1 protein-coding gene is annotated in these 311 nt (G+C 49.5%); it reads right to left on the bottom strand.

Features of this window, described 5'->3' with window-relative positions; genetic code table 11:
* The coding region (locus tag NR112_RS23355; protein ID WP_256796483.1) for a hypothetical protein at nucleotides 1–311 on the bottom strand (311 nt) is incomplete at both ends.

Raw genomic sequence — 311 nt, 5'->3', positions numbered from 1 at the left:
TGCCTGTTGGAAGACGTTCTTCGTCTCGTCTTCCCTCTCCATATCCTTCATTTTTTTTTCTTCCTTTTTCTTTCTTCTTTTCCCTTCCTCCCTCCTTTTTTCCTCCCCCCTCCCCCTTTTTCCTTCCCCTTCCTTCTCCTCCTTCTCTTCTTCCTTTCCTCCTCTCCTCTCTTTCTTTTCCTTTCTTCCCTTCTTTTCCCCCCCCTTCCTCCTCCCCTTTCCCTTTTCCCTTCCTTTTCTCTTTTTCTTCCTTCTCTCCCCCTCTTTTCCCCCTTCTTCTCCCTTCCCCTCTTTCTTCCCCCTCCGGTGGC

The organism is Terrabacter sp. Ter38 (assembly GCF_024519435.1).
Classification (GTDB): Bacteria; Actinomycetota; Actinomycetes; order Actinomycetales; family Dermatophilaceae; genus Terrabacter.
The sequence above is the reverse complement of the archived record's forward strand: the minus strand, read 5'-3'. Positions and strand labels throughout refer to the sequence as shown.